The sequence below is a fragment of the Kitasatospora sp. NPDC089797 genome (genome assembly GCF_040684795.1).
Lineage (GTDB): Bacteria > Actinomycetota > Actinomycetes > Streptomycetales > Streptomycetaceae > Kitasatospora.
On record NZ_JBFBGS010000057.1, the window covers coordinates 1 to 25,820 of the forward strand.

26 protein-coding genes are annotated in these 25,820 nt (G+C 74.0%); 9 read left to right on the forward strand and 17 right to left on the reverse strand.

Translation table 11 applies throughout. The features are described 5' to 3' along the window. Positions 1–41: 41 nt before the first annotated feature. Entirely contained in the window at positions 42–323 is a 282-nt protein-coding gene (locus tag AB0O91_RS33940; protein ID WP_363441508.1) for a DUF6158 family protein, read from the reverse strand. Positions 324–494: 171 nt separating this feature from the next. On the opposite strand from AB0O91_RS33940, the gene AB0O91_RS33945 reads away from it, so the two are divergent. Next, the gene (locus AB0O91_RS33945) at positions 495–1,493 is read left to right on the forward strand and encodes an adenosine deaminase (protein WP_363441510.1); all 999 of its coding nucleotides are present in this window, start codon (positions 495–497) and stop codon (positions 1,491–1,493) included. Between the two features lie 13 nt (positions 1,494–1,506). On the opposite strand, the gene AB0O91_RS33950 is transcribed toward AB0O91_RS33945, so the two are convergent. From AB0O91_RS33950 to AB0O91_RS33970, 5 genes are all read right to left on the reverse strand, one after another. Beyond that, positions 1,507–2,082, reverse strand: coding sequence for a dihydrofolate reductase family protein (locus tag AB0O91_RS33950; protein ID WP_363441512.1), 576 nt, complete (start codon positions 2,080–2,082; stop codon positions 1,507–1,509). 66 nt (positions 2,083–2,148) lie between these two features. Beyond that, positions 2,149–2,781, reverse strand: coding sequence for a vitamin K epoxide reductase family protein (locus AB0O91_RS33955; protein ID WP_363441514.1), 633 nt, complete (start codon positions 2,779–2,781; stop codon positions 2,149–2,151). Beyond that, entirely contained in the window at positions 2,778–3,572 is a 795-nt protein-coding gene (locus AB0O91_RS33960; protein ID WP_363441516.1) for a thioredoxin domain-containing protein, read from the reverse strand. Before AB0O91_RS33960 ends, AB0O91_RS33955 begins: the two co-directional genes overlap by 4 nt. Before the next feature lie 94 nt (positions 3,573–3,666). After that, positions 3,667–4,326, reverse strand: coding sequence for a hypothetical protein (locus tag AB0O91_RS33965; RefSeq protein WP_363441517.1), 660 nt, complete (start codon positions 4,324–4,326; stop codon positions 3,667–3,669). Positions 4,327–4,424: 98 nt separating this feature from the next. Continuing rightward, complete coding sequence (locus AB0O91_RS33970) at positions 4,425–4,898, reverse strand: SRPBCC family protein (RefSeq protein WP_363441519.1); 474 nt, start codon at positions 4,896–4,898, stop codon at positions 4,425–4,427. Between the two features lie 376 nt (positions 4,899–5,274). Between AB0O91_RS33970 and AB0O91_RS33975 the strand changes: the two genes are divergently transcribed. Next, positions 5,275–6,138 carry a DNA-formamidopyrimidine glycosylase family protein gene (locus tag AB0O91_RS33975; protein WP_363441521.1) on the forward strand — a complete coding sequence of 288 codons (864 nt, stop codon included), beginning with the start codon at positions 5,275–5,277 and terminating at the stop codon, positions 6,136–6,138. 26 nt (positions 6,139–6,164) lie between these two features. On the opposite strand, the gene AB0O91_RS33980 is transcribed toward AB0O91_RS33975, so the two are convergent. Continuing rightward, a complete protein-coding gene (locus AB0O91_RS33980) occupies positions 6,165–7,025 on the reverse strand; it encodes an SAM-dependent methyltransferase (RefSeq protein ID WP_363441523.1) in 861 nt (286 codons plus the stop codon). 216 nt (positions 7,026–7,241) lie between these two features. On the opposite strand from AB0O91_RS33980, the gene AB0O91_RS33985 reads away from it, so the two are divergent. The 4 genes from AB0O91_RS33985 (at position 7,242) to AB0O91_RS34000 (ending at position 11,259) form a co-directional block, all read left to right on the forward strand. Further along, positions 7,242–8,081, forward strand: a complete 840-nt coding sequence (locus AB0O91_RS33985; protein ID WP_363441524.1) for a polysaccharide deacetylase family protein — start codon at positions 7,242–7,244, stop codon at positions 8,079–8,081. A 176-nt stretch (positions 8,082–8,257) separates the two neighbouring features. Continuing rightward, on the forward strand, positions 8,258–8,584 hold the full coding sequence (locus AB0O91_RS33990; RefSeq protein WP_363441526.1) for a hypothetical protein: 327 nt from the start codon (positions 8,258–8,260) through the stop codon (positions 8,582–8,584). Positions 8,585–8,715: 131 nt separating this feature from the next. Beyond that, positions 8,716–9,588, forward strand: a complete 873-nt coding sequence (locus tag AB0O91_RS33995; protein WP_363441528.1) for a sulfurtransferase — start codon at positions 8,716–8,718, stop codon at positions 9,586–9,588. A gap of 138 nt (positions 9,589–9,726) precedes the next feature. Continuing rightward, positions 9,727–11,259 carry a M1 family metallopeptidase gene (locus AB0O91_RS34000; RefSeq protein WP_363441530.1) on the forward strand — a complete coding sequence of 511 codons (1,533 nt, stop codon included), beginning with the start codon at positions 9,727–9,729 and terminating at the stop codon, positions 11,257–11,259. 78 nt (positions 11,260–11,337) lie between these two features. Here AB0O91_RS34000 and AB0O91_RS34005 read toward each other — a convergent pair whose 3' ends face one another. The 5 genes from AB0O91_RS34005 to AB0O91_RS34025 all read right to left on the reverse strand — a co-directional run bounded on the left by AB0O91_RS34005 (position 11,338) and on the right by AB0O91_RS34025 (position 16,309). Continuing rightward, the gene (locus AB0O91_RS34005; protein WP_363441531.1) at positions 11,338–12,147 is read right to left on the reverse strand and encodes an AAC(3) family N-acetyltransferase; all 810 of its coding nucleotides are present in this window, start codon (positions 12,145–12,147) and stop codon (positions 11,338–11,340) included. 152 nt (positions 12,148–12,299) lie between these two features. Next, on the reverse strand, positions 12,300–12,779 hold the full coding sequence (locus AB0O91_RS34010) for an N-acetyltransferase family protein (protein WP_363441616.1): 480 nt from the start codon (positions 12,777–12,779) through the stop codon (positions 12,300–12,302). A gap of 50 nt (positions 12,780–12,829) precedes the next feature. Next, positions 12,830–13,798 (reverse strand): NAD-dependent epimerase/dehydratase family protein, encoded by a 969-nt coding sequence (locus tag AB0O91_RS34015; protein ID WP_363441533.1) that lies wholly within the window; start codon positions 13,796–13,798, stop codon positions 12,830–12,832. A 38-nt stretch (positions 13,799–13,836) separates the two neighbouring features. After that, positions 13,837–14,928: an alkene reductase gene (locus AB0O91_RS34020; protein ID WP_363441534.1), complete on the reverse strand. Its 1,092-nt coding sequence runs from the start codon at positions 14,926–14,928 to the stop codon at positions 13,837–13,839. 34 nt (positions 14,929–14,962) lie between these two features. Next, positions 14,963–16,309 (reverse strand): condensation domain-containing protein, encoded by a 1,347-nt coding sequence (locus tag AB0O91_RS34025; RefSeq protein ID WP_363441536.1) that lies wholly within the window; start codon positions 16,307–16,309, stop codon positions 14,963–14,965. 219 nt (positions 16,310–16,528) lie between these two features. Here AB0O91_RS34025 and AB0O91_RS34030 point away from each other — a divergent pair, with 219 nt between their 5' ends. Then, positions 16,529–17,965, forward strand: coding sequence for an MFS transporter (locus tag AB0O91_RS34030; protein WP_363441538.1), 1,437 nt, complete (start codon positions 16,529–16,531; stop codon positions 17,963–17,965). A 145-nt stretch (positions 17,966–18,110) separates the two neighbouring features. Here AB0O91_RS34030 and AB0O91_RS34035 read toward each other — a convergent pair whose 3' ends face one another. Further along, positions 18,111–18,923 carry a class I SAM-dependent methyltransferase gene (locus tag AB0O91_RS34035; RefSeq protein WP_363441540.1) on the reverse strand — a complete coding sequence of 271 codons (813 nt, stop codon included), beginning with the start codon at positions 18,921–18,923 and terminating at the stop codon, positions 18,111–18,113. Between the two features lie 241 nt (positions 18,924–19,164). On the opposite strand from AB0O91_RS34035, the gene AB0O91_RS34040 reads away from it, so the two are divergent. Further along, positions 19,165–19,674 carry a DinB family protein gene (locus AB0O91_RS34040; protein ID WP_363441542.1) on the forward strand — a complete coding sequence of 170 codons (510 nt, stop codon included), beginning with the start codon at positions 19,165–19,167 and terminating at the stop codon, positions 19,672–19,674. Between the two features lie 54 nt (positions 19,675–19,728). On the opposite strand, the gene AB0O91_RS34045 is transcribed toward AB0O91_RS34040, so the two are convergent. Together AB0O91_RS34045 and AB0O91_RS34050 are read right to left on the reverse strand one after the other, a co-directional pair. After that, a complete protein-coding gene (locus tag AB0O91_RS34045) occupies positions 19,729–20,217 on the reverse strand; it encodes a hypothetical protein (protein ID WP_363441544.1) in 489 nt (162 codons plus the stop codon). Between the two features lie 215 nt (positions 20,218–20,432). Beyond that, positions 20,433–22,040 (reverse strand): CehA/McbA family metallohydrolase, encoded by a 1,608-nt coding sequence (locus tag AB0O91_RS34050; RefSeq protein WP_363441546.1) that lies wholly within the window; start codon positions 22,038–22,040, stop codon positions 20,433–20,435. A 244-nt stretch (positions 22,041–22,284) separates the two neighbouring features. Here AB0O91_RS34050 and AB0O91_RS34055 point away from each other — a divergent pair, with 244 nt between their 5' ends. Further along, on the forward strand, positions 22,285–23,274 hold the full coding sequence (locus AB0O91_RS34055) for a polysaccharide deacetylase family protein (protein ID WP_363441547.1): 990 nt from the start codon (positions 22,285–22,287) through the stop codon (positions 23,272–23,274). A gap of 52 nt (positions 23,275–23,326) precedes the next feature. On the opposite strand, the gene AB0O91_RS34060 is transcribed toward AB0O91_RS34055, so the two are convergent. Together AB0O91_RS34060 and AB0O91_RS34065 are read right to left on the reverse strand one after the other, a co-directional pair. Further along, positions 23,327–25,069, reverse strand: coding sequence for a HAMP domain-containing sensor histidine kinase (locus AB0O91_RS34060; RefSeq protein WP_363441549.1), 1,743 nt, complete (start codon positions 25,067–25,069; stop codon positions 23,327–23,329). After that, complete coding sequence (locus tag AB0O91_RS34065; RefSeq protein ID WP_363441551.1) at positions 25,059–25,736, reverse strand: response regulator transcription factor; 678 nt, start codon at positions 25,734–25,736, stop codon at positions 25,059–25,061. Before AB0O91_RS34065 ends, AB0O91_RS34060 begins: the two co-directional genes overlap by 11 nt. Between the last annotated feature and the right edge of the window lie 84 nt (positions 25,737–25,820).

The following is a 25,820-nucleotide window of genomic DNA, read 5'->3' on the forward strand; positions in this document are numbered from 1 at the left end:
GTCGCCCCCGGCGTGTCCCGCCGGGGGCGACGGCCGGGGCGTCACTCCGGCAGCGACTCCACCCGGGCGGCCGCCTCCCGGGCCCGGGCGCCCGCCCTGGTCCGCGCCGCGGTCACCTGCCGACCGGGAAAGCGGTGCAGGAACTCGGCCTCCAGCTCCCCGGTGCGCAGCGTGTGCCGGTTCAACGCCTCCTCCGAGCCGTACAGGAAGGTCTCGTGACGGGTGCGGTGCAGCTGCTCCAGCTCGTGCAGCAGGGTGTCGTTGCCCAGGGCGTGCGGAGAGACGCCCGCGGGCCGGATGTGCGGGTCGTTGGCGTGCCGCATCTCGGTACCTCCTCGGCCGAAGCCCCCCTCCTACAGTGTCCGGTGCCCGCCGCCGCCGCACCCGCTGCGCACCCCGCGCGAGCTGCCCACGACACCCCCGAAGATCGGGGAGATCGTAGGATGAATTCCGCACCTTCAGCCTCATTCCCCGACAGCTCGGACAGATCGCACATGCCGCTTCCCAAGGCCGAACTCCACCTGCACATCGAAGGCACCCTCGAACCCGAGCTCGCCTTCGCCCTCGCCGCCCGCAACGCCGTCGCGCTGCCGTACGCCGACACCGAGGAGCTGCGGACGGCCTACTCCTTCAGCGACCTGCAGTCCTTCCTGGACCTCTACTACGCGCTGATGGCCGTGCTGCGCACCGAGCAGGACTTCGCCGACCTCGCCGACGCCTACCTGGCCCGGGCCGCCGAGCAGGGCGTGCGGCACGCGGAGATCTTCTTCGACCCGCAGGCGCACACCGCGCGCGGGATCCCGCTCGGCACGGTGGTGGACGGGCTGACCCGGGCGCTGTCCCGCAGTGAGCAGCGGTACGGCATCAGCACCCAGCTGATCATGTGCTTCCTGCGCGACGAGTCCGCCGAGTCCGCGCTGGAGACCTTCGAGGCCGCCCGGCCGTACTTCGACCGGATCGCGGGCATCGGCCTGGACTCGGCCGAGGTCGGCAACCCGCCGGCCAAGTTCCGCGAGGTCTACCGCCGGGCCGCCGAGGCCGGACTGCGCCGCGTCGCCCACGCGGGCGAGGAGGGCCCGGCCTCGTACATCACCGAGGCGCTGGACGTGCTCGGCGTCGAGCGGATCGACCACGGCCTGCGCTGCCTGGAGGACGGCGAACTCGTCGCCCGACTGGTCCGCGAGCAGATCCCGCTGACCCTCTGCCCGCTCTCCAACGTCCGGCTGCGCTGCATCGATACCCTCGCCGACCACCCGCTGCGCGAGATGCTCGACGCCGGCCTGCTGGTCACCGTCAACTCCGACGACCCGGCCTACTTCGGCGGCTACGTCGAGGACAACTTCCGTGCCGTCCGGCAGGCCCTGGCGCTCGACCAGGAGACGCTGCGCCGGCTCGCCGCCAATTCCTTCCGGGCGTCCTTCCTCGACGACCGGCGCCGGGCCGAACTCCTCGCCGAGGTGGCGGAGTTCGCCTTCGAGCCGATCGAGGGCTGAGGGCCCGCCCGGCTCAGCGGGCGCCGCGGTCGCGGGCGTAGTGCAGCAGGGTCACGCCGCCGGCGAAGCGGTGGGTGTCCAGCAGGGCGAGCGGGACGGGGTGCCCGGTGGGGCGGAACAGCAGGGTGCCGCCGCCCAGGACGACGGGGTGGACGTAGATCCGGAACCCGTCGACCAGGTCCTGGGCCAGGAAGGCCTCGGCCAGTTCGCCGCCGCTGAGCGAGAGGTCGCCGCCGGGGCCGGCGGTCAGGGCGGCGACCGTCTCCGGGGTGACCTCGCGGACGACGGTGGTGTTCCAGTCGGCGTGGTCGAGGGTGCGGGAGAAGACCGTCTTCGGCATCTCCCGCCAGAGGGCCGAGAACTCCCGCACCGCTTCGCCGGCGTCCGGATCCCGGTCCGCGGTGGGCCAGAACGCGGCCATCAGCTCATGGGTGCGCCGGCCGGAGACGAAACCACCCATCCGGGCGAGTTCCCGGTTGAAGTGGGTGAGCAGTTCGTCGTCGGCCCGGCTCCAGCCGAGATCGTGGTCCGGCCCCTCGAAGTAGCCGTCCAGGGAGATGTTGGCGATGAGGACGATCTTGCGTCGCATGCTGGCCTCGCCGGGGGATGGTCGGCCGCCCCCGGCCGACGGTGGGCCGGGGGCGGCGGACGCGGGTCAGAGCAGGGTGCTCCAGTAGTACCAGAACCGGTTGAGCACCAGCAGCACGATCACCGCGTACCAGAGCGCCGGAACCACCCAGTGGTAGCGCGCGGCCTCCCGCACCGCGGTCCGGACCCTCGGCCCGACCGGGATCACGCCGGAGCGCAGGTTGTGCAGGGTGGCGTACCAGAACAGCGGGATCATGGCGGCCCACACCACCATGCAGTACGGGCAGAGCGCGCTGATCCGGTAGAGCGCCTGGTACATCAGCCAGGTGACGAAGCCGATCCCGAAGACCGTCCCGGCCTGCAGCCCGAGCCAGAACCAGCGCCGGAACGACGCCCCGGCGAGCAGCCCGGCGCCGATCGCGATCACCACCCCGAAGGCGGCCAGGCCGATCAGCGAGTTGGGGAAGCCGAAGGCCTCCGCCTGCTCGCTGCGCATGATCGAACCGCAGCTGATGATCGGATTGATGTTGCAGCTGGGGACGTACGACGGGTCCTTCAGCAGGTGGATCTTGTCCAGGGTGAGGACCGAGGAGGCGAACAGCCCCACCGCGCCGCCGACCAGCAGCAGCCAGGCGAACGGACGGCTCGCGCCGAAGGTCCGCGGGGAGGGGGTGGGTGCGGCGGGGGAGGCCGGGGTCACCCGGTCACCTGCTTGACCATCGCGGTGAACTGGTCGGGCGAGACGGCCTTGCCGTTGGTGAGCACGTCCAGCTTCTTGCCGTCCAGCTTGACGGTCGGGGTGCCGGTGACGTCGCTCTTGTTGAACTCGGCGTTCACCTTGGCCGCCCACGGCACGTAGGTGCCCTCCTGGACGGCCTTGACGAAGGCGTCGGTCTTCAGCCCGGGCACCTGGCCGGCCAGGTCCAGGATGTGGTTGACGTCGCCGAAGTCGTCGCTGCGCTCGTCCGGCTGGTTGGCGTAGAGCACGTCGTGGAAGGCCTTGAACTTGTCCACGCCCTCGTTCAGCGCGGCGCCGGCGGCGGCCAGCGCGGTGCGCGAGCCCTTGCCGCCCAGGTTGTTGTCCAGGAACGTGGCCAGGTGGTACTCGATCTTGTACGTGCCGTTGTCGGCCAGCTGCTGGACGGCCTTGCCGGTGGTGGTCTCCAGCTGCTCGCAGAACGGGCAGCGGAAGTCCTCGTAGACCTCCAGGGTGTGCGGCGCGTCGGCCTTGCCGTAGGTGATCACGGTGCCGTTGCTGCCGCCCGCGTTGGCGGGGACCACCAGTGGGCCGTTCGCGCCGGCGGTCGAGGAGGAGCCGGAGGAGCCGCCGACGGCGAAGGCGACGCCGGCCGCGAGGGCGAGCACGGCGACGGAGGCACCGCCGACCACGACCCGGCGGCGGATCCGGTCGGAGCGTTCGGCCTGGGCGCGGGCGGTGCGCATGCGCTCGGTGGCGTTGGTCTTCTGGCTGGTCTTGCGGGTGTTGCTCATGGGGTGTCGTCCTGTGCTCTCGGGCGTACGGCGGCGCGACGCGACCGGGATCCGGTCGGCGCGGTGGGAGAGGAGGACCGTCGAGGGAAAGCGCTCAGACGGCCGGGACGAACACCGGCGGACCGCGCCGGACGGCCGGACGGACCACCGCGTCCTCGGCCGGGACCAGCACCCGGCTGGCCCGGGGGAACGGCACCCGGACCACCGGGCGGGCCGGGACGGGCGCGGTCAGCAGCCGCAGCCAGCGGGCGGCGGCCGGGAGGTGCCGATGCAGGAACTCGCCCAGCATCCGGAGGGCCGCGGAGAGGCCGGCCAGGGCGGCGTCGGTGCGGCGCAGCCAGAAGGCCCCGGCCAGGGCGATCGCTGTGTGCAGCACGACCAGGAGCAGGACGCCGGTCTGCTCGGACACGCCGTGGCCCAGGAGGAAGCCGCCGAGCGAGCCGCCGCCGCAGAGCAGCGGCCGGAGGCCGTGCGCGGCATCGGGCGGCAGGGACGGACAGGACCGCTGGGCCAGGTCGAACAGGGCGCTGACACCCAGCTGCAGCGGCACGAAGGCCGCGGCGATCGCGGGGTAGCCGCGTTCGCGGCCGGCCAGGGCGAAGGCGAGGGCGAAGACCGCGAGGGCGGCCAGGCCCATCGTGCCGCCCGGCAGCGTGCGGCCGGTGACCAGCACCTGGCCGAGCCCGGCGAGCAGCACGACCAGCGCGGCGAAGACCGCCGCGCGGAGCGTCCTGGTGACCGGGCCGATGTCCATGGCATCCGAGTCTGCCACAGGTTGAAAGTGGAACGGTCTTGTCGGTGGTGGGTTGTGAAGAGCCTCACCGCCCGCGCTGAGCTGGGCTTATGCGGTCCTTACGGATGCTCGGGAGGGGGGCCGGAGTGGCCGTCGGCGGCGGTCACGCGGGCCTCCAGGAGGCCCCGGAAGTGTTCCAGGTCGCTGCGGACGGCCCGCTCGATCGTGCCGGCTTGGGCGAAGCCGCGGGGGCCGCCGAACTCGCGGTGGACCGCCTCCGGGTCGTACTCCAGGCGGATCTGGAGGCGGGTGTGCCGGGAGTCGAGGGGGAGCAGGGCGAAGGCGCCGCTCAGATGGACGGAGTCCAGGGTGCGCCAGGCCATCACCCGGCCCCGGCCGTGGTCGGTGATCTCGGTGTCCACCGAGCGGTCCGTCGTGCCGACCCGGACGTCGAGGTGGGCGTGGTTGCGGCCGTGGGGGTGGGCGGTGCGGACTCCGTCGACGAACCGGGGGTACTCGTGGACCCGGTGCAGTTGCTGCCAGGTGGCGAGGACGGGGGCGGCGATGTCGATCTGTTCCTCAAGGGTGGTCATGGGGCCTCCTTGGGGTCCAGCGTGCGCTTGTGGGGGTGGGGTGGCAAAGGCGGGGGGCGGGGGGCTTTCGGGAGGGTGGGTGACGCCGGGGGCGGTTCCGGGGGTGGGCGCTCCGGGGGCTGGGTGATTTTCGGACTGCCGACTCTCATCGACGGTGGCTGGTCGCCGTTGGCAGTCTGAAAATCACCCGTCACGCCCCTCTCCGCACCCACCCCCTCCACCGCCCCCTCCCGCAGCGCGTCCCTCTCGCCTGGTCGGGTGGGGGAGGTGGGTGGGTGGTTGCTGGGGGTGAGTGGGTGCGGGTTTGGGGTGGGGGGTGTGGGCCGCGTGGGGCGGAGGCCGCGCGGCCCGTGGAGGGGTGGGGGAGACTGGGCGCATGCCGGAGTTGCCTGAGGTGGAGGCGTTGAGTGCCTTCCTGGGCGGGCGGTTGACCGGGCGGGTGATCGCCGGGGTGCAGCCGGTGGCGATCAGTGCGTTGAAGACGTACGACCCGCCGGTGTCCGCGTTGGAGGGGCGGACGGTGGGGGCGGTGGGGCGGCGGGGGAAGTTCCTGGATGTCGAGGCGGGTGGGTTGCACCTGGTGGTGCACCTGGCGCGGGCGGGGTGGCTGCGGTGGCGGGACGAGGTGCCGGTGGGGGCGGCGAAGCCGGGGGCGCGGAATCCGTTGGCGTTGCGGGTGCGGCTGGAGGGCGGGGACGGGTTCGACCTGACGGAGGCGGGGACGAAGAAGGGCCTCGCGGTGTACGTGGTGGCGGATCCGGATGAAGTGCCGGGGGTGGCCCGGCTCGGGCCGGATCCGTTGGACCCGGGGTTCACGGTGGGGGACTTCGCTGCCTTGTTGCGGGGGGAGCGGCGGCGGGTGAAGGGGGTGCTGCGGGACCAGACCGTGGTGGCGGGGGTGGGCAACGCCTATTCGGACGAGGTGTTGCACGCGGCGCGGATGTCGCCCTACAAGGTGGCGTCCAGCCTCACGGAGGAGGAGGCGGCGCGGCTGTACGAGGCGCTCGGGGGCACGCTGCGGGAGGCGGTGGAGCGGTCGCGCGGGTTGGCGGCGGGGGAGCTGAAGGCGGAGAAGAAGCTCGGGATGCGGGTGCACGGGCGGACCGGGCAGCCGTGCCCGGTGTGCGGGGACACGGTGCGGGAGGTGTCCTTCGCGGACACCTCGTTGCAGTACTGCCCGACCTGCCAGACCGGGGGCAAGCCGTTGGCGGACCGGAGGCTGTCCCGGCTGTTGAAGTGAGTTCCTCCAACAGCCGGGTGGGTGGGTCAGCGCTTGACGGCGACGCCGCCCCAGTAGTACGCGGCCTTCGGGTCGGCCGGGGGCTCGCCGTCCGGGCGCCAGGAGAGGACGGGGGAGAGGCCCGGTTCGACCAGGTCCCAGCCGTCGAAGAAGCGGAGCACGTCGTCGTAGCCGCGGGGGACGAGCGTCATCCCGCCGGCCCGGGCCGCTTCGGCGACCTTGCCGACGGCCTCCGGGGCGAAGTCCGCGGTGGGGGTGGTGAGGGCGAGGCAGCTGCCGGAGGGGAGGGCGTCGCGCAGGGCGGCGACCCGGCCCCAGGGGTCGTCCTCGTCGGCGATCAGCATGAGGACGGCGATCATCAGCAGGCCGACCGGCTGGGTGAGGTCGAGGGTGGCGGTGAGCGTCGGATCGGCGAAGAGCTCGTCGGGCTTGCGCAGGTCGGCGTGGATGTAGGTGGTGCGGCTCGCCGGGCTGGAGACCATCAGCGCGCGGGCGTGGGCGAGCACGATCGGGTCGTTGTCGACGTAGACCACCCGGGTGCCGGGGCTGACCGACTCGGCGATCTCGTGGGTGTTCGGCGAGGTGGGGATGCCGGTGCCGAGGTCGAGGAACTGGCGGATGCCGTGCTCCTGGGCGAGGTACCGGACGGCCCGGCCCTGGAAGGCGCGGTTGGCCTTGGCCATCTCCTTGACGCTGGGCACGGCCTCCTCGATGGCCTGGCCCATGGCGCGGTCCGGCGGGAAGTTGGTCTTGCCGCCCAGCCAGTAGTCGTAGACGCGGGCCGAGTGGGGAGCGGTGGTGTCGACGCCGAAACGTTCCCACTGGCTCGGCTCGGCGGTGTCCTCGTCCTGGGGTCCCTGCTGGGGGAAGTCCTGACTTCTCGTCATGGCCACGTCCTCTGATGGCAGATCATCACACTGGGGAAGGCACAGCGTAGCGGCCCAGGGGGGAGTCCGGGCGTCCGGCCGGGGAAGCTCCGTCGACGGGGCGGGGCGACTGGTGGGGCATGGGCCGTCGGAGTGGTGATCGGGGCATGCGGGGAGGGGGTGTGACCTGCGGGGCAAGCATGCAGAATGCTGTCTGATCGTCATATCAAGGTCCCGGTGTCTCCCCGGGCCGCCTCGCGGCGGCTGCTGCTGGTGGCGTCCGGGATGTCGCTGCTCGGTGCGGCCGCCGGCTGCAGGAGTCCCTGGAGCGGTGGGGGTGCCGCGCTGTCGACGGGGAGTCCGCAGGCTGTGGCCGGTGCGCCCGTTCCCTCCCCTGCGGCTTCGCCCACGGCCTCGCCCGCGGTGCCCTCGCCGGCCCCGCCCGATGCGGTCCAGCCCGTCCGCAAGTCGCTGAGCGAGGCGGAGAGCAAGCCGGTGTACGAGCTGGACCCGGCGCAGCGGGTGGTGGCGCTCACCATCGACGACGGGCCGGATCCGCGGTACACGCCCCAGGTGCTGGCGCTGCTCCAGCAGCACGGGATCCGGGCGACGTTCTTCCTGGTCGGGGAGTGCGCCGTCGAGCACCCGGAGCTGGTGCGGGAGATCGCGGACCGCGGCCACCACATCGCCAACCACACCTGGACCCACCCGGACCTGCGGCACATGTCGGAGGGCGCCGTCCGGGACGAGCTGGAGCGGACCAGCGACCTGCTGCACAAGACCACCGGGCGGCTGCCGACCTGGTTCCGGGCGCCGGGCGGGGACTTCTCGCCGGTGTCGCTCAGGGTGGCCGCCGACCTGGGGCTGCGGAACATGAGCTGGACGGTGGACCCGCGGGACTGGTCCAGGCCGGGGACGGCGTCGATCATCGACACCGTGCTCAAGGATGTCCGGCCCGGTTCGATCGTGCTCAACCACGACGGCGGCGGGGACCGCTCGCAGACGGTGGCGGCGCTGAAGGCGTACCTGCCGGTGCTGATCGACTCGGGGTACTTCTTCACGGCGCCACCGAACTGATCATGGGGAAGTCGGAATGGTGGCTGCATGGGTTGGTGGTTCGGGTAATGGCTTTGCGGTTTAAACCACTCGAAAGGGTGGATTAGCAGAATCGTTTCTGCGGATTTTGGGCCTTTAAAGTGATCTCGCATCAATTCCTTCGGCACCATTGGGTGCCATCTGAAAGGCCCTGAATTATGCGTCTCCGCAATGCCGTGATCGCCGTCGTCAGCGCCGCGGCCCTCGTCCTCACCGTTCCGATGTCGGCCAATGCCGCCGTCGGTGATTTCTTCTACAAGGTCGGCCGGGGTGTTCCGGCCGGTATCGCCGATCCGGAGAGCGGTAAGTGCATCGACCTGTTCGGGGCCACCGAGGGCGACCCGGCCTTCGCGCCGGAGAACTTCACCAAGTCCACGGCGACGGTCTTCCTGGACTTCGAGTGCAGCGGGGACACCTACTACGTGATGGACCCCGGGAAGAAGCTCGGTGACCGGCTGAAGCTGCGCTCGGTCATCTTCTCCTGAACGACCCGGAGCACGGGGTGGCCCGGGCCGGGCGGTCGGCGTAGCGTCGAACTGTCCGGCCCGGTCGCCGGTGTCTCCTGCTGCTCCTGCGATCCGCCCGTGGTCGGGCGTGGCGCGAAGGAGGTCCGGGGATGACCGGCAACGGCTACGCGCACCCGGAGTCGCTGGTCGACACCGAGTGGTTGGCCCGCCATCTGGACGACGGGACGGTCCGGGTGGTCGAGGTGGACGAGGACACCGGGGCGTACGAGCGGGGGCACATCCCGGGCGCGGTCGGGTGGAACTGGACCACCGAGCTGCACAGCCGGGTCGGGCGGGACTACGCGGACCGGGAGGGCGTCCAGCACCTGCTGCGGGCGGCGGGCGTCGAGGACGACAGCACGGTGGTGCTGTACGGGGGCAACAACAACTGGTTCGCCGCGTACGCGTTCTGGCTGCTGCGGCTGCGCGGCTTCGGGCCGGTGAAGCTGCTGGACGGCGGGCGGAAGAAGTGGGAGCTGGAGGGGCGGGAGCTCACCCGTGAGGTGATGGACTACCAGCACTCGGGCTACCGGCTGGCCGGGCCCGAGCATCCGGAGCTGCGGGCGCTGCGGGACGAGGTGCTGGCCAAGGCGGAGGTGTTCGCCAAGCCCGGTGCGGACGCGGTGCTGGTGGACGTGCGCTCCCCGGCGGAGTTCCGGGGCGAGCTGATCGCCCCGGCGCACCTGCCGCAGGAGCAGGCCCAGGTGCCGGGGCACATCCCCGGGGCGGTGAACGTGCCCTGGTCGCAGGCGGCGAACGACGACGGCTCGTTCCGCTCGGCGGCGGAGCTGCGGGAGCTGTACGGGGGCCGGGCGGTCGGGGCGGAGCGCGAGGTGATCGCCTACTGCCGGATCGGCGAGCGGTCCGCGCACACCTGGTTCGCGCTGAGCGAGCTGCTGGGGTACCCGCACGTGAAGAACTACGACGGCTCGTGGACCGAGTACGGCTCGCTGGTGCGGGCGCCGGTGACGCTGGGGGCCTGAGGGGTCGGTGGCGCGGGAGCGGCGGCGTCATTTCGGCGCGTTTCTTTTCATGAACATCTCACAATCGGGGAGTGGGCGGGGGGCCGCCGGGACATGGATCGATCCGACCCATCGATCCGGTGATCCTGGAGGACCACGTTGCGCAAGAGGCTGATCGTCTCCGCCGCGAGTGCCCTGAGCCTGTTCCTGGCCGTCCCCGCCTCGGCCACGGACTTCCAACCCGGCGCGGCCGGGATCGGCGACCCCTACTACCCGACCTACGGCAACGGCGGCTACCGCGTCTCGCACTACGACATCCGGTTGAAGTACCAGCCCGCGACGGACGAGCTGGAGGGCACCACCACCATCCTCGCCACGGCGACCCAGGACCTCTCCCGGTTCGACCTCGACTTCGCGCTGAACGTCTCCGAGGTGCGGGTCAACGGCCGGCCGGCGACCTTCGCCACCAGCGGTGAGCAGGAGCTGGAGATCACCCCGGCCCGGCCGCTGGCCAAGGGCAGCCAGGTCACCGTGGTGGTCCGCTACAAGGGCGTGCCGTCGACGGTCAAGAAGTACGGCTTCACCGCCTGGCACCGCACCCCGGACGGCGCGGTGGCGGCCGACGAGCCCGAGGCGGCCTGGTGGTGGTTCCCGAGCAACGACCACCCGAGCAACAAGGCGACCTTCGACGTCTCGGTGCAGGTGCCGGACGGCAACCAGGTGATCAGCAACGGCGTGCTGACCGGGACGTCCTCGCAGGCCGGCTGGACCCGCTACAGCTGGCGCGAGAACAAGCCCCAGGCGACCTACCTGACCACCCTCGCGGTCGGGAAGTTCGACATCACCACCGACACCACGGCGAGCGGGCTGCCGGTCTACAACGCGTACAGCAAGGACCTCGGCGACAACGCGGACGCGGCCCGGGCGAGCGTCGAGCGCACCGGCGAGCTGGTGGACTGGCTGAGCGGCTACTTCGGCGACTACCCGTTCAGCTCGGTCGGCGGCTACGTCCCCAACGTCCCCACCGGCTACGCCCTGGAGACCCAGACCCGGGTCTTCTACAGCCCCAAGCAGTTCGCCAAGGGCACCAACACCTCGGTGGTCGTCCACGAGTTGGCGCACCAGTGGTACGGCGACAGCGTCTCGCTCTCGCGCTGGAGCGACATCTGGCTGAACGAGGGCTTCGCCCGGTACGCCCAACTCCTCTGGTCCGAGCACGAGAACGAGGGCACCGCCCAGGAGGTCGCCGACTACATCTACGCCTCGCACCCGGCCGACGACGCGTTCTGGACCGTCAAGCCGGGCGACCCGGGCCCGGCCAACCAGTTCTCCAGCGCGGTGTACGACCGGGGCGCAGTGGCGATCCAGGCATTGCGGAACACCATCGGGGACGAGAAGTTCTTCAGGATCCTCAAGGGCTGGCCCACCGAGCGCAAGTACGGCAACGCGACCATCGCGGAGTTCCAGGCGTACGCGGAGAAGGTGTCCGGGCAGAAGCTCGGGGACCTCTTCAAGACCTGGCTGTTCACCCCCGCCAAGCCGGCCGTCGGACCGGTGGTGCCGGGCGCCGCCGCCACGTTGGCGCCGGGCGCGCGGGCGGACGCGGCCCGGGACGACGTGACGGCGTTGGTGGAGCCGAAGTCCTGGAAGCAGATCCAGGAGACCAACTCGGTGCACGACGGCCTGCGGTGACGGCCTGCGTTGACGGTCGGCGGTGAGATGAGGTGACGGGCGGGCCCGTCGGCCGCTCGGGATCGGGCGGCCGACGGGCTACGCCGCTCCGGGGCCGTCCGCCGCGAGCAGTTCGGTGAGGCGGCGGACGGCGAAGGGTATGAGCTCGCGGACCGGGATCAGCCGGCAGGGCGCGTCGCCGACCAGGACCTCGCGGATGCCCGCCCGCTCCTCGAACTCCCGCCCCACGACCGGGAAGTGGGTGTCGTTGTCGTTGCCGACGTCCGGTGCCTCGATCCAGACCCGCTCGCCCTGGATCTCCATCGGGAAGCGGCGCAGCTTGAGCCGGCGGTTCGGTGCGAAGGTCTCGGCGTAGTGCAGGAAGGTGTTGCGGTTGTGCCCGACGCCGACCAGCAGCACGTACCCGCCGAGGTCGTGGAGGGCGCCGAAGGGCGACTCCCGGCCGACCGCCCAGCCGAGCGAGCGGCGGGCGGTGACCTCCCGGGCGTGGGCGCCGACGGCGGCGACCGAGGCCTGCGGGTGGGTGCTGCGCAGGCTCTCCGGGAGGGCGCGCAGCGCCTCGGCGACGGCGCCCATCGGGGAGGGCAGGCCGGCGTGGAACAGCGGTACGGCGGCGCGGAGTTCGGCGATCTTGGGGCCGGGGAGGCCGGCGTGGTAGGGCGCCGGGTCGCAGACCGTGCTGCCGGTGAAGGCGGGGACGGCGACCGTGCCGCCGTGGCCGACGGCCTCGCGCAGGCTCGCCACCACGGCCGCCGCGCCGCCCTCGACCCGGCCGAGGCTGGAGAGCGAGGAGTGCACGATCAGCGCCATGCCGGGGCGGACCCCGACCCGGTGCCAGCCGTCCACGAGATCGGCGGTGGTGAGCGGGCTGCGGCCCGGTGTGGTCATGGTCCCCCCTGGTGACGGTGGTGCTGGGTCTGCGGTGCTGCTGGGTCTTCTGGGCGTGCTGATGCGGATTCGTACCGGTGTGGTGCGATTTCCGTTCGAGGGCGACCTTAGCGGGTGGGACTGACAGTCGGTCAGGAGGGGGGTACCCTCCGTCAGTCCACCGCCGGGCTGCGGCGTTCGACCAGCACGACGTCCTGCCAGCGGCCGTGCAGCCGGCCGATCCGCTCGCGGGTGCCGACCACCCGGAAGCCGGCCCGCCGGTGCAGGGCGAGGCTGGCGGCGTTCTCCGGGAAGATGCCGGCCTGGACGGTCCAGATCCCGGCGGCGTCGGTGGAGGCGAGCAGCGCGTCCAGCAGGACGCGGCCGACGCCCCGGCCCCGGGCGGCCGGGTCGAGGTAGATCGAGTGCTCGACCACGCCCGCGTAGGCGGTGCGGCCCGAGACCCGGGACACGGCGGCCCAGCCGAGCACCCGGTCGGTGTCCGGGGTGTCGAGGGCGACCAGGCGGTGTTCCGGGAGCTTGGCGGCGTCGAAGGCCGCCCAGTCGGGGACGGTGGTCTCGAAGGTGGCGGTGCCGGAGTCGATGCCCGCCTGGAAGATCGCCAGCACGGCCGCGGCGTGTTCGGGGCGCATCGCGGCGATCCGGGGGGAGGTGGCCGGGCGGGCGGTCACCGGGCGGGCGGTCACCGGGCGTCCGCCGCGGCCAGGGCCAGGGCCTCCTGGGCGGGGGTGAAGCCGTGGCCGAGCGGCGGTTCGCCGCGGTCGCGGTCCCAGGCGAGCACGTCGGCGGCGGTCACCGCGAGCGGGGTGGCGGGCAGTCCGGCGGCCCGGGCCCGGGCCGGGTCGCGCTGCTGGCCGGGCCAGAGGGGTTCGGCCCGGACCAGCGGGAAGAACGGCGGCGGGGCGGTCTCCGGCGGCACGGGGACGATCTCGACCTCGGTGCCGGCGACCTCGGCGCAGGTGGCGATCAGCCCGCCCAGGGTGGTCGGTTCGGCCGGGCCGACGGCGTGGAAGGCGCCCGGCCGGTCGTCCTGGACCAGTCGGAGCACCAGCCGGGCGAGGTCGCGCGAGTCGACCACCTGGACGGGCTGTTCGGGGCGCCCGGGCAGGGCGATCCGGCCGCCGCGGGCCGCCCGGCGGACCCAGTAGGTCAGCCCGCGCTGCTCGTCGTGCGGCCCGGCGACCTTGCCCGGGCGCACGATCGTCGCCCGGTCGCCGTAGCGGTCGAGGACGTCCTGCTCGCAGGCGACCTTGAGCCGGCCGTAGGTCTCGTCGGTCAGCTCCTCCGCCTCGCGCAGCGGTGCGCGCAGCGGGGCGGACTCGTCCGCGTGCGGGGCGGGTCCGCCCTGCCGGTAGACCGCGTGGCTGGAGACGAAGAGGTAGCGGCCGACCCGGTCGCCGAGCACGTCCATGGCCTGGTCGACCTGGCGCGGGCGGTAGCCGCTGACGTCCACCACGGCGTCCCAGCGGCCCTCGCGCAGGGCGGCGAGGTCGCCGGTGTCGCGGTCGCCGCGGAGGTGGCGGGCCTCGGGGAAGAGGCCGGGGTTGGTCCTGCCGCGGTGGAAGAGGGTGACCTCGGCACCGCTGCGCAGGGCGTCGGCGGCGATCGCGCGGCCGACGAAGGAGGTGCCGCCGAGTACCAGGATGCGCATGGCTTCCAGGCTAGGACCCGGCGTCAAGCCGTTTTGGCTCAGGACGCGGCGGCGAGCGTCGGGTAGTCGGTGTAGCCGGTGGCCTGCTGGCCGTAGAGGTGGGTCTCGTCGACGGGGGTGAGCGGGGCGCCGGCGGCGAACCGTTCCGGCAGGTCGGGGTTGGCGATGAAGGCGCGGCCGTAGGAGACCAGGTCGGCGAGGCCGGCGGTGAGCACCGCCTCGCCGCGTTCGCGGTCGGTGGCGGCGCGGTTCTCGCCGACGTTGGCGATCAGCGGGCCGGACCAGCGGGGGCGCAGGTCGGCCAGGGCCGGGTAGTCGTCGTTGTCGGTGAGGTGGAGGTAGGCCAGGCCGAGGCCGTCGAGTGCGGCCAGCAGCGCCCGGTAGACCGGGGCCGGGTCGGCCTCGGCCATGCCGAACTGGGGGTTGCCGGGGGAGAGCCGCAGGCCCAGGCGGTGCGGGCCGACCTCCTCGGCGACGGCGGTGACCAGCTCGACGGGGAGGCGGAGCCGGTCGGCGAGGGTGCCGGGGCCGTACTCGTCGGTGCGCAGGTTGGTGTTGTCGGCGAGGAACTGGTGGATCAGGTAGGAGTTGGCGCCGTGCAGTTCGACGGCGTCGAAGCCGGCCGCGAGCGCGTTGCGGGCGGCGGTGACGTGGTCGGCGATCGCCCGGTGGATCTCGGCCCGGGTCAGTGCGCGCGGGGTGACGGCCTCGGCCTTGCCGCCGTCCCGGACGTGCACCGGGCCCGGCGCCGGGACGGCGGACGGGCCGGCCGGGACGTCGCCGAGCAGCCGGTTCAGCGGGTGGCCCTGGCGGCCGCCGTGCATCAGCTGGGCGGCGATCCGCCCGCCCGCCGCGTGCACGGCCCCGGTCACGGCGCGCCAGCCGGCCACGTGCGCGGGCGTCTCCAGGCCGGGGAGCCGCCAGCCGGACTGACCGGCCCGGCTGGGCCAGATGCCCTCGGTGACGATCAGTCCGGCGCTCGCGCGCTGGGCGTAGTACTCGGCGACCAGGGGCAGCGGCGTACCGTCCTCGGCGGCCCGGTAGCGGGTCATCGGGGCCATCACGACGCGGTTGGGCAGGTCGAGGTCGCCGAGGCGGTACGGGCTGAGCAGGGATCCGGTGGTGGTCATGCCGGTACGGTAGAAGCTCACACCGGTGTCAGGTTCAACCGCTGTGGTCGCCCTTGGCGGCCTCGGTGAGGATCAACTCCTCGATGCCGTAGAGGAACCGGGCCATCTCGGGGCGCGGCAGCACGGCCGGGTCGGCGGTCATGGCGAGGCTCAGCGCCTCGTCGGACTGCAGGGCGTCCAGGGCGTAGGTCAGGCCGGGGCGCGGTTCGAACTCGACCGGCCAGCTGAGGGTGGTGCCCTGCTCGCCCGGTTGGGGGGCGGCCGGGAGCAGTTCGCGGGTGTCGTTGAAGACGCAGGACCGGTCGGCGAGCGGCACGCCCTCGGCGGTGAGCTGTTCGATCTCGGCGGCCAGGGCGAGCTTGTCGAAGTAGGCGTGCCGGTAGGTGCCGATCGCGGCGGCGTGGGTACGGCGCACCACCTCGCCGAACTCGGCGGTGGCGTCCGGGAGGTGGAAGAGTCCGTCGCCCGCGACCACGCTCACCGCGTTGGTCAGCTCGGGCAGGAAGCGGTTGTTGACCACCACGCCGAGCACCGCCTCGGTGCGGCCGGCCAGTCGGGCGGTCATCGCGGCGGTGGCCGCGAGCAGGACGGAGGAGGTGCTCACCCGGTGGGCGGCGGCGACGAGTTCGGTCGCGCGGGGCAGGGCGGGGGAGCGCAGCACGGCATTGGGGAAGCGGTCGGGCGCCGCGGTCGCCCCGGGCTGCGGGAAGAGGCGGGGCGGTGCCAGTCGGAGCTTGCGCAGGAACTGCCGGCGGGCGCTCGCGTCGCGCCGAAGGCCCCGCTCGGAGGCCTGGAACTCGGCCTCCTCCAGCGGCTGTTGGGCGGGCTCGCGGAGCTTCGCGAGCTCGGCCGGGGTGCGGCCGAGGCTGAGCGCGGACAGGTCGAGGACCAGCCGGTTCATCCCCGAGCCGTCCACGGCGGTGTGGGAGAGCGCCAGGCTGACGTACCGGACCAGCCCGTCGACCGTCACCGCGCCGACCCGGATCGGCCACTCGGCGGCGGTGTCGAAGGGGCGTCCGGCCAGCTCCTCGTGGAGTCGGGCGCCGGTCCCGGCCGGGTCGGCGCCGGCCGCGCACTGCTCCACCTCGACGGTCAACGTGCCCTCGGGGTCGACGGTCTGGCGCAGCCGTCCGTCCGGATCGGGCAGCAGCCGGGTGTGCAGCGCGTCGTGCAGGTGCAGCAGCTCCGCCAGCGCGTCGAGCAGGACGGGCAGCGGCAGGCCCGGCTCCAGTGGGGCGGCGGTGGCGATGGTGTACCGCGGCACGTCGGCCGGGGGCAGCCGGCGGACGGCGTCCCAGATGGCCCGTTGGCCCCAGGTCGCGGGGCCGGTTGCGGACCGGCCGGACGAGAACGCGATCTCCAGCAGTTGGCGTGTGGTCACCGTGTGGCTCTCCGATGGGCGGTGGTCGGGACGTCGGTGCCGGTGCGTTGGGAGCGCGGGTGCTGCTGGGGAGAGTGTGGCGCACCGCCCGTCGGGCGTCGAGGGGTGGCGGTGGGGCCGGGGTGCGGGAGGTCCGTCCAGGAACGGGGTTCCATGATTATCTCGATGTGAAGTATCTTGATGTCGAGATTGACGGTGGACCTGAAACGAGGGCCTGACATGCGGGGGAACGGACTCCTGGCGCAGCTGCGGCGGCCACCGGGCGGGCGGGACGCCCGGATCATGCTGCTGGCGCAGGGTGTGGACCGGACCGGCAGCGGCGTCTGGGCGGCGGCCTCGGTGCTGTACTTCACCTATGTGTGCGGCATGGACGCCGGGCGGCTGGGACTGCTGCTCGGGGTCGGTGCGGTGGCCGGGGTCATCGGCTCGCCGCTGGCCGGCCGGGCGGCCGAATGGCTTTCGGTGCGCGGGCTGTTGGTCGCCTGCCACCTGCTGCGGGTGGCCACCATGGTGATGCTGCTGGTGGTGGACCACTTCGTCGCGCTGCTGGTGTCCGTCGCCCTGACCTGCCTGGCCGAACGCGGCGCCAAAACGCTGGAGATGCTGTTCGCCACCCGGGTCGCGGGGGAGCGGCGGGCCGTGTACCAGGCACTGTTCCGCAGCGTCGCCAACGGCGGGTACGCGGTCGGCACCGGCTTCGCGGCGATCGGCCTGGCGGTGGGGAGCACGACCGCCTACCGGGCGCTGATCGTCGCCAACGCGCTCTCCTACCTGCTGGCCGCGGCCCTGATCCGGCGGACCGAGGAGCCGAAGGGCCGTGGACTGGTGGCGGCGGCGTCCGAGGCCTCCGAGGCCGTGGAGGCCGTGCCCGCCGGGGCCGTGCCCGCTGAGGCCGTGCCCGCCGGGCAGCGGGCCGCCGGGGCGCCGAGCCCCTGGCGGGACCGCGGCTACCTGCTGTTCGTGCTGCTGGACCTGCCGATGTGCCTGGACGACTCGGTCCTCAACGTCGGCCTGCCGCTCTGGCTGATCCACCACACCGACGCGCCGCACGCCGTCGTCCCGGTCTTCCTGACCCTGAACACCGCGCTGGTGGTGGTGCTGCAACTGCGCGTCTCCGCCTGGGCCGAGCGCCCGGGCGGGGCGACCAGGGCGGTCGGCTGGTACGGGGTGATCCTGCTCGCCAGCTGCCTGCTGATCGCGCTCTCCACCGGCCGCGGGCCGCTGGCCGCCTCGCTCGCGCTGCTGACCGCGGCGGGGCTGGTCACGCTGGCCGAGCTGATGCGCTCGGTGAGCTCCTGGGAGCTGGCCGTCGCGCTGGCGCCGCCGCGGGCCCAGGCCTCGTACCTCGGGGTCGCGGGGATGTCCCAGTCGGTGCAGAAGTCGGTGGGGCCGGTGCTGCTGACCGGCGGGGTGATGGTCGCCGGGCCGGTCGGCTGGCTGGCGCTCGGGGCGGCCTGCACCGGGCTGGCGGCGGTCCAGCGCCGGGCGAGCCTGCGGCGGCTCGCGGTGCTGGAGGCCTCGGCGGGCGGTCCGGGTGACTCGGGTGGTCCGGGTGACTCGGGTGGTCCGGGCGGGTCGGCGGGGCCGGGGGGTCCGGAGGCCTCGGACCGGCCGGGGGCCGCGGCGGCCGTGGCCAGGACGGCCGTCGTCGGCTGAGCGGAACCGGGCGGTCCGGGGGCGGGCCGGGCCGGGGCAGGCCGAGGAGCGGGGGCACCTGGCGCGCTGTCCGGCGCGGGGTGCCCCGCTCGGTGTGGCCGGTCGGCCGGTCGGCCGGTCGGTCGGTCGGTGGTTCCGGTGCCGGTCAGGCGCGGGTGGCGGTGACGAGGTGGTAGTCGAGCAGGCCGTGGCGCCAGGCGGGGAGGAAGTTGCGGGTCCAGTGGTCGCCGGGGACGGTGTCGGTGAGGTAGCGGTCGAGGCCTGGCCAGACGTCCGGGCCGATGGACTCGGTGGCGACCTCGGAGAAGCCCGCGGCGGTGAGCTCGGAGGTGAAGTCGTCGAGCGGGTGGGCCACGTCGAGGCCGTCGGCGAAGCTGGCCAGCAGGATCTTCAGGCGTTCGGCGATCTCCGCGCCGGGGGAGGCGAAGAAGGTGGTCACCACGAGTCGGCCGCCGGGGCGCAGGACACGGGCCGATTCGCGGGCGAAGCTGGAGAGTTCACGGAAGTGCTGGGCGGCCTCGACGGAGTAGACGCCGTCCAGGGAGGCGTCGGCGAAGGGGAGTTGACCGGCCGAGCCGAGGGTGTAGCCGAGCCGGTCCGGATAGGTGGCCAGGGCGCGGGCGTTGACGGCGCGGGCGCGTTCGATCTGGTCGGGGTGGATGTCGACGCCGGTGACGGAGGCGAAGCGGAACTCCCGTAGCGCCAGGGCCGCGCCGAGTCCGCGCCCGCAGCCGACCTCCGCCAGGCGCAGCTGTTCGCGCGGCTCGGGGAAGGCCCGCAGCACCCGGCGGTAGAGCTGTTCCTGGCTGTGCACCCGGTCGTCGGGGGACGGCGCGGTCAGGTCGATGCCGTGCCAGTCACCGAAGTTGATGAATCCGCCGGCGAAGCTGGCGGCCTTCGACAGGTCGTCGGTGCCGTACGTCTTGCGTACCGTCGGCGGGATGTGGTTGTGGTCCATGGGTCGTCGGGTCTCCTGCTCCTGGGCGCCCGGCGATCGGGCGCGCGGGGGTACGTACCCAAACCTGTGCCGGTCCGAACACGGTACGTGACGGCCGTGGTTCGGGGTTGACCCGGCGCGGGCCGGGCGGCGGAGCGGCCGCGGCGACCGGCTCCTCCCGGGCCCGGAAACGCGCTGTCCGGCCCGGTCGGGCGTCCGCTACAGTCCGCCGGGAATCCGACGGACGAGGAGCGATGACCCGATGAGCACCGACGACCGGCCCGCACCGCCGCTGACCGGTGGCGAGCGCGAGATGCTGCGCGGCTTCCTGGACTTCCACCGGGCGACGCTCGCGATGAAGTGCGAGGGGCTGACCGACGAGCAGCTGCGGCAGCGCTCCAGCCCGCCGTCCACGCTCAGCCTGCTCGGGCTGGTGCGGCACCTGGCCGAGGTGGAGCGCACCTGGTTCCGCCGGGTGATCGACGCCGAGGACGTCCCGCTGCTCTGGTCCGCGGAGGGCGACTACCAGGCCGCCTACGACCCGGCCGGGAGCACCGGTGCCGAGGCGTTCGCGGCCTGGCAGGCGGAGGTCGAGCACTCCCGCCGGATCGAGCGGGCCGCGCCCTCGCTCGACGTCACCGGCTACCAGCCGCGCTGGGACGCCGAGGTGTCGCTGCGCCTGGTGATGCTGCACCTGATCCACGAGTACGCCCGGCACAACGGGCACGCCGACCTCCTGCGGGAGGCGATCGACGGGGTGGTGGGGGCGTAGGCCCCGCCGGTCCCGTGGCCCGTACCGCCGGTCGGGCGGGCGGCTGCGGGCGCGCTACCAGCCGAGCAGGTGGCTGCGGGTGCTGAGGGCGGTGAGGACGGACTCGGCGGTGGTGTCCGGGGTGAGGGCGCCGGTGCCGAGCTCGTGCGGGGTGGTCGGGGCCGCGGCGGTCAGGACCACGTAGTGGAGGGCGGCGCCGGTGGTGCGGCTCTCCCGGCGGAAGGTGTCCAGGGTGGCCGGGGCCCCGGCGCACTCGACCACGACCTGGTAGCCGCCGGTGGCGTAGGCGAAGGCGGCCTGGGCGGCGGCCGCGAGGGCGGTGGCGTCCTGCCGGTCGGCTCCGGGGAGCTCCGGGGACAGCCGGCCGTTGCGGATGACCTGGAGGAAGTCGTCCGTCCGCAGGTGGACGCTCGGGTGCAGCTCCTGGGCGAGCAGCTCCGCGACCCGGCTGCTCCCGGCCCCGGCGGGGTCGACGAGGACGAGGACGCCCCCGGCACCCCGGCCGCCCCCGAGCTCCGGCCCACCTACGGTCGTACGGTTCACAGCTGCTGATCCCTTCGCGGGCCGGGGACGGGACGGGGACGGACACGGACGGGCAGCCGGGGCGGGGCGGTGGGAGTGCGAAGGAGCCGGTCGGCCCGGATACGGACAGCCGACCGCCTCGTCCCTACGACTGATGCGTTTCGGGGATCAACCTAGTCCAAACGGGTGCCCCGAGTCGTCCCCCTCCCAGCCCGTGGGCGGGTCGCCGGGCGGCCTCAGCGCTCCTCGGCGCGCAGCACGACCGGGTTGGTGAGCGCCGCCATCGGGCCCCAGGGGAGGTCCCCGCCCATCGTGTTGCCCTTGCCCGGAGTGCCGTCCGCCCTCGGGTGGCGCACCTCGGCGCGGACGTACGCGGCGAGCGAGGCGGTGGTGCGCCAGACCACCGTGCCGGAGCCGTCGGCGGGCAGCGACTCCTGGTGCAGCTGCCCCTCGTCGGTGAGCAGCCGGACGGTGCCGCCGGGCACGCCGGAGACGACCACCCGGACGTCCAGCGGGGCGTCGGCCGGGACGGTCAGCTCCTCGCCGATGCCCGCCTGGCGGCCGTGCCCGGTGACGGTGAGGTCGAGCCGGACGGCGGAGGACTCGGCCAGCCAGCTGCGCCCGGCGCGCAGCCCGTCCAGGACGGCGTCCCGGGTGAGGTCCTCGGCGAGGACGACGTTGTGCGGGAGGCCGATCACCTGCGGGGCGCTGTGGGCGTCGCTGTTGCCCATCGCGGGGCGCCAGGAGCGGCCGTTCCGCAGGGCCACGGCGAGCTCGGAGTCCCAGGTGTCGACGGCCGACTCGTCGTCGTACGTCCAGGGGCCGTTCCACACCTCGACGGCGTCGGCCTGCTCGTACCCGAACTTCCACTGGCAGGCGATGTACGGGCAGTACGGGTGGGCGGGCACCACCAGGCCGCCGGCGCGGTGGACCTGGCGGACGAAGCGCGGGTACTCCTCGTCGCGCGAGCGGTAGCGCCAGTCGACGAACTCGCCCGGCTCCAGCCCGAGGGCCAGCCAGTGGCCGTTGCGGGTGGTGATCTCCTCGCCCGGGACGATCAGCAGGTCGGGGCCGGCCAGCGGGCCCCAGACGGCGTGCGAGGAGCTGGTGTTGTGGTCGGTGGAGACGATGAAGTCCAGGCCGGCCGCGCGGGCCCCGGCCGCCACCTCCTCGGGCAGGCGGCGTCCGTCGGAGTGCACGGTGTGCAGGTGGCAGTCGCCCCGGTACCAGGCCCGGCCGCGGCCGCGGGCCCGTTCCGACGGGTAGTGCGGGACGAACTCCGGCCCGGGTTCGCCGAACCGCAGGGTGACCTGGACGCGGTAGTCCAGGCCCTGCGGGGCGACCTGGTAGGGGCCCAGGACGACGTGCCAGGTGCCCGGGTTGATCGGGCCGGGGAGGTAGCCGGGGGTGGCGGTGTCGCGGGCGAGGGCGAACTCGGTGCGGAAGCCGCCGGACCAGCCGCGGAAGCCGTCCCCGCCGAGGTCGGTGCCGCGCTCGTCGAAGATGCCGATGTCGCAGGAGTTGCCGGGGGTGCCGGCCGGGACCTGGGGCTTGTCGTAGCCGTAGGAGACGGCTATCTCGCGGACGCCGTCCGGTACTTCGACCGGGAGGTAGACGAAGTCGGGGGCGCCGGTGGGGAGGTGGCCGGTGAGGGTGAGGGTGCGCTCGGTGCCGTTCGGGGCCTGCTGCGGGGCCTGGTCCGGGGCGGCCGCGGCGGCGCCGGTGGTGGCGGCCAGGCCGAGGGCGGTGGCGGCGCCGGTGGCGAGGCCGGTGCGGAGCAGGTCGCGACGGGCGGGGTGGGGTTGCTCCGCGGGGTGCGGGGGCGGGGTGGGGTCGGCGGGCATCGGGGCCTCCGGGCTGGGATGGGTGGGTCCGCGGGTTCGTCTACCCCGGGGGGTGAACCCGGGGTGAGGCGGGGCCCACCGGGGCGGGGCGGGTCGGTGAAAGGGCGCCGGGCGGGGGGGGGGGGGGGCTGCGGCGGGGCCGGGCGGGCGTACCGGGCGAGTTGCGGGGAGTGACGATTGGCCGGTTCATAGTCATGTGGTCGGTTGATACGACAAGTGGCGATGAGCCGGTCGGGAGGCTGATGTGACGCTGAGTCGGCGAACGCTGCTGACGGCGGTGGTGGCCGGGGGTGCGCTGGCGGGCTGCGGGCGGGGGCGGGGCGCGGAGGGGGGCGGCGCGGCCGGCTCGCCGACAGTCTCCGCCGCGGGGACGGCCTCCGCCACGGCGACCGGGGCGCCGTCGGCCACGCCGTCGGCCGGGGCGTCGGCCGGGGCGTCGGCCACTCCTTCGGCCGGGGCGTCGGCGACGTCCGTTGCGGCCTCGGGGGCGCCGTCCGCCGGTCCGTCCGCCGCGCCCGCGGTGGCCCGGGAGCCGGGCCGGGCCGAGCTGGTCCAGCGCTACGCGGCCCTGGTGCCGACCGAGTGGGGCCTGGACCTCCCCGGGGTGGTGACCGGGCTGCCGGCGGGCGAGCAGGCCACGGCCCTCACCTTCGACGCCTGCGGGGGCCCGGGCGGGAGCCGCTACGACGCTGACCTGATCGACTTCCTGCGCGCCCACGAGGTCCCGGCCACGCTGTTCCTGAACGCCCGCTGGATCGACGCCAACCCGGGCACCTTCGAGCAGCTCGCCGCCGACCCGCTGTTCGAGATCGGCAACCACGGCACCGTCCACCGCCCGCTCTCGGTGACCGGCCGTTCGGCCGAGGGGATCGCCGGTACGGGCGGCGTCGGCGAGGTGTACGACGAGGTGGCGGGCAACGCCCACAAGCTGACCGACCTGCTCGGCCACCCGCCGCGGTTCTTCCGCTCCGGCACCGCGTACTACGACGACGTCGCCACCCGGGTGGTCGCCGACCTGGGCGAACGGATCGCCGGGTTCACCGTGAACGCGGACGGCGGGGCCACCCTCCCGGCCGCCGAGGTGCGGCAGGAGGTGGCGTCCGCGCCGCCGGGGGCGATCGTGATCGGGCACATGAACCAGCCCGGCCGCGGCACCGCCCGGGGGGTGGTGGCGGCGCTGCCGGGGCTGCTGGCGGCGGGGCGGCGGTTCGTCCGGCTGTCCGACGTGCTGTGAGCCGCCGGGCGGTCGGACCGGGCCGGGGCGTGCACCGGTCCGCCCCGGTGGTCTAGGCCTGCGCTCGGGCGGGTTCGCGCACGTCGGGTTCGCGCCCGTCGGGCCCGGGCGGGGCGGGTTCGCGCACGTCGGGTTCGCGCCGGTCGGGCCCGGGCGGGGCGGGTTCGTGTGGGGCGGGTTCGCGCATGTCGGGCCCGGGCCGGGCGGATCCGGGCTCGGGGGCGAGCGGGAGGCGGACCACCGCGCGGGCCCCCGGGCCGGATGACGGCGGGTCGGTGAAGGCGATGGTTCCGCCGACGCCGCGGGCGATCGCGCGGACCAGGGCCAGGCCCAGGCCGGTGCCGCCGGTGTCGCGGGAGCGGGCGTCGTCCAGCCGGACGAACCGGTCGAAGACCCGCTCCCGGTCCTCCGGCGGGATGCCCGGGCCGTCGTCCGTGACGGTCAGCACGGCGCACCCGTCCTCGACGGTCACCGAGACCGCGACGGCGGTCCGCGCGTGCCGGGCGGCGTTGTCGAGCAGGTTGCGCACCAGTCGGCCCAGTCGCAGCTCGGCGCCCGGCACCGGCGCGGTCTCCAGCGAGACGGCGAGGAAAGCCGGTCGGCCGGCCGACAGGTGGGCGCGCTCGGCGACCTGTTCGCCGACCAGGTCGGCGAGGTCCACCGGTTCGACCGGCTCGGCCCGTCCGCCGCCGGGCGGACCGTCGGGCTCCTCGACGGCGGCGAGCAGCAGCAGGTCGTCGGTGAGCCGCTGCAGCCGCTCGGTGTCGGCCAGCGCGTCGCGCACCACCCCCGGCCAGTCCACGCCCGCGGGGTGGGCCAACGGGACCTCCAGCGAGCTGCGCAGCGCGGCGAGCGGGCTGCGCAGCTCGTGCGAGGCGTCCGAGACCAGCCGGCGCTGTTCGTCGATCGCGTGTTCCAGCCGGCCGAGGGTGGTGTTGGTGGTCTCAGCCAGCCGGGCGATGGCGTCCCGCGAGGGCGGCACCGGGACCCGCTCGTGGAAGGCGCCCGCGCCGATCCGGGCCATGCCCCGGCGGATCGACTCCACCGGCCGCAGCGCCAGCCCGGTGACCAGCCAGGCGGTCAGGGCGGTGAACGCGGCGGCGCCCGGCAGCACGTAGCGGGTGAGGACGGCGGCGACCCGGTCCTCGGCCTGGTCGGCGGGGGTCGGGTCGACCAGCAGGTAGACGGTGACGCGCTGGTCCGGCAGGCCCGCGATGCCGGTGTACCGGCGCAGGGCCTCGGAGCCGGCCCGGTCGGTGGCCCGTTTGACCAGGGTGACGTCCCGGCCGGTGAGGGAGGGGCCGTTCCCCGGCCAGTGCCACAGCCGGGTGTGCCGGGGCAGGGTGACCCGGACCCGCTCGGTGCGCCCGGGGGAGACGTCCTGGGGGTAGGGCGGGAGGTCGGTGAAGGGCTCGGCGGGCCGGCCCGCGTACTCGCCCAGCAGGGTGTTGATCCCGAGCCTTCCGGCGTCGGGGTAGACGGTGATGTCGCCCTGGCTGTCGGGGGCGAGCGGGAAGACCGGCCGGCCGTCGGCCAGCACCAGCAGGAACGATTCCTTCAGGGTCGCGTCCCAGACCTGGGTGCCGGTGGGGACGTCGTCGGCGACGAGCCGGGCGCTGTTCCGGGCCTGGTCCTCGGCGACCGCCGTCCACTGGTCGTGGACCTCGCCGCCGACCCAGAGGGCGGCGACCGAGAAGGCCACCGCGGAGGCGAGGGCCGCGCCGAGGGCGGCCCGCACGCGGACCGAGCAGCGGTGCCAGGGGCGCAGCAGCGGACGGAGGCGGTCAGACCGCATCGGGCACCAGCCGGTACCCGGCGCCGCGCACCGTCTCGATCCGGCAGCCGATGCCGGGCACGTCCAACTTCCGCCGCAGGGCGGCGACGTAGACCTCGACGATGTTCACGTCGCCGCGGAAGGCGGCGTCCCAGACCGTGTCCAGGATGCCGCCCTTGGGGATCACCTCGCCGGGCCGGCGGGCCAGGCACTCCAGTACGGCGAACTCCTTGGTGGTGAGCCGGACCTGCCGGTCGGCGGCCGAGCAGCGGCGGGCCGCCGGGTCGATCCGCAGCGCTCCGACGGCGAGCACCGGCGGACGGGCGGCGGCGCCGCGGCGCAGCAGGGCGCGAAGCCGGGCGGTCAGGACGACGTAGGAGAACGGTTTGCCGAGGAAGTCGTCGGCACCGCAGTCCAGTGCCTCCGCCTCGTCGTACTCGCCGCTCTTCGCGGTGAGCATCAGAATCGGCACGGAATTCCCGGCGGCGCGCAGTTCGCGGCAGACCTTGAAGCCGTTGAGCCCGGGCAGCATCAGATCGAGCACGATCACCGAATACGGTTCGGTGAGGGCGAGTTCGAGCCCCCGGACACTGTCGGCGGCCAGGTCGACCGCGTACCCCTCGGCCGCCAGCCCCTGCCTGAGGGAGTGGGCGAGCCGTTCCTCGTCCTCGACGATCAGTAGCCGCATGACGACCAACCCTAGGCGGATTCCGATTTCCCGCAATGTCGTTGACCGGCTTGCCCGGGATATCCGGGCTGAAGTTTTCCTCAG